The 1,892-nt window shown below is 70.8% G+C and carries 2 protein-coding genes and 1 pseudogene; 1 reads left to right on the top strand and 2 read right to left on the bottom strand.

Features of this window, described 5'->3' with window-relative positions:
* Positions 1 to 56: 56 nt before the first annotated feature.
* Together G6020_RS12375 and G6020_RS12370 are read right to left on the bottom strand one after the other, a co-directional pair.
* The gene (locus tag G6020_RS12375) at positions 57 to 707 is read right to left on the bottom strand and encodes a hypothetical protein (RefSeq protein ID WP_182610832.1); all 651 of its coding nucleotides are present in this window, start codon (positions 705 to 707) and stop codon (positions 57 to 59) included.
* A 56-nt stretch (positions 708 to 763) separates the two neighbouring features.
* Entirely contained in the window at positions 764 to 1,417 is a 654-nt protein-coding gene (locus G6020_RS12370) for a carbonic anhydrase (RefSeq protein WP_182610831.1), read from the bottom strand.
* A gap of 38 nt (positions 1,418 to 1,455) precedes the next feature.
* Between G6020_RS12370 and G6020_RS12365 the strand changes: the two are divergent.
* A pseudogene (locus G6020_RS12365) lies at positions 1,456 to 1,892 on the top strand (A/G-specific adenine glycosylase); the annotation flags it as partial.

Genomic DNA, 1,892 nt, shown 5'->3' with positions numbered 1-1,892 from the left:
GGACGGCGTCCGCGGCGTCTGCCTCACATGCCAGTCGCGCCCGACACCCCGGACGGTCAGTCGCCCTCGACCACGTTGAAGGTGGCCGCCGGGCTGAAGACGTTCCCGACCAGCGCGTAGACCTGGTAGGCGCCCACCTCGACCGGGGTCCGATCGGCCTCCGAGCAGGCGCCCTCCGCGGACCGGCGGCCGGTCCAGTCGATCTGGCGGGGCTCGGGCTCACCGGGGCGGAGGTCGACCTCGTCGTCCTCGCGGGGGGTGGTGCAGTCGATGCTCGACCACACCTTGACGTTCGTGTCCAGGCGGTAGACCTCGAAAGACAGCGGCGCCTCGGAGAGGTCGCGGTCGCACGTCGTGTCCGAGGTGTTGAGGATGTTGACGAAGAACCGGACATCCTCGCCGACCGGGACGTTGGGCTCGGCGGACCAGACCTCCAGACTCAGGTCCTCGTCCGCGCACCGGCCCCGCGAGGCACCGCCGTCGTCCCGGGCGGTGGTCTCGGTCGTCGTGGTCTCCGAGGTGGTGGCCGCCTCGGCCGAGTCGACCTCGCCACCCGCCGCCGAATCCTGCGTGTCCGTCCCGCTGTCCCGGGAGGCCAGGAACAGCGCCAGCACCACGGCCAGGACGGCGACGACCGCGATGGCGACGGCTGCGACGCGGCGCCGCACATAGACTTCGCGCGGTAGGGAGCCCTGGGGTTCGTGCACGGGCCCAACTCTAGGGCCGAGGGGGCGCCGCACCGGAGCCCCCTCGCGGCGTGTCCCTAGACCGCGATCATCTCCTCACCCGGACCGTGGGGGGTGTCCTCGACCTCCCCCAGCGCGCTGCGCAGATACGCGCGCCCGTCCGAGAGCTTGTAGGTCACACCGACGATCGCGAGCCGCCCCGCGTCGATCCGGTCGCTGATGATCTTGGAGCGCTGCTGCAGGAGCTCGCCGGTCTCGAGGACGTGGCGCGCCTCGAAATCGTCGATGGTGCTCAGACCCTCGCGGCGCCCGTTGAGGATCGACGGTGAGACCTTCTCCACCACGTCACGCAGGAACCCGGGCGGGATCTCACCGGTGTTGAGCGCATCGACCGTGGCCTTGACGGCGCCACAGCTGTCGTGACCGAGCACCACGATCAGCGGGGTCTCCAGGACGTGGACCGCGTACTCGATCGACCCGAGCACCGCCGAGTCGCTGATGTGGCCGGCGGTGCGGATCACGAAGAGGTCCCCGAGACCCTGGTCGAAGATGATCTCGGCCGCCACCCGCGAGTCCGAGCACCCGAACAGCACGGCCTTGGGGTGCTGGGCGGCGACGAGCGTCTCCCTGTGCTCGGTATTCTGACCGGGATGACGCATCTCGCCCTCGACGAATCGATGATTACCGTCGCGGAGGGAGGCCCAGGCCTTGATGGGATCGGTATGAGGCATGACTCATATTGTGCACACCCCGCTCCCGGGGAGGCACGGTGACCTCTCTCGACCCCTCCGCCCTGCTGTCCTGGTTCGACCGTGCGGGTCGTCCCCTGCCCTGGCGCGGCCCGGGTGTCGGCGCGTGGGAGATCCTGCTCTGCGAGGTCATGAGCCAGCAGACCCCCGTGGCGCGGGTGGAACCGGTCTGGCGGGCGTGGCTCGAGCGGTGGCCCGGCCCGGCCGAGCTCGCCGAGGCATCCCCCGCCGAGGTGATCCGGATGTGGGGCAAGCTCGGCTATCCCCGCCGCGCCCTCCGACTGCAGGAGTGTGCCCTCGTCGTCGTCGATCGACACGGCGGCGAGGTCCCCACCGACGTCGAGGCCCTTCTCGCGCTGCCGGGCGTCGGTGACTACACCGCCCGCGCGGTGGCGTGTTTCGCCCACGGGCAGCGCGTCCCGGTGGTCGACACCAACGTGCGACGGGTGGTCGCACG

It is taken from the genome of Dietzia sp. B19 (assembly GCF_014145155.1).
Taxonomy (GTDB): Bacteria; Actinomycetota; Actinomycetes; order Mycobacteriales; family Mycobacteriaceae; genus Dietzia; species Dietzia natronolimnaea.
This window is presented reverse-complemented; position numbering and strand designations above follow the sequence as displayed.

What these genes read in the sequence shown, in the direction of transcription:
- G6020_RS12370 (WP_182610831.1), bottom strand. Translation starts at nt 1,417, where the DNA reads ATGCCTCATACCGATCCCATCAAGGCCTGGGCCTCCCTCCGCGACGGT.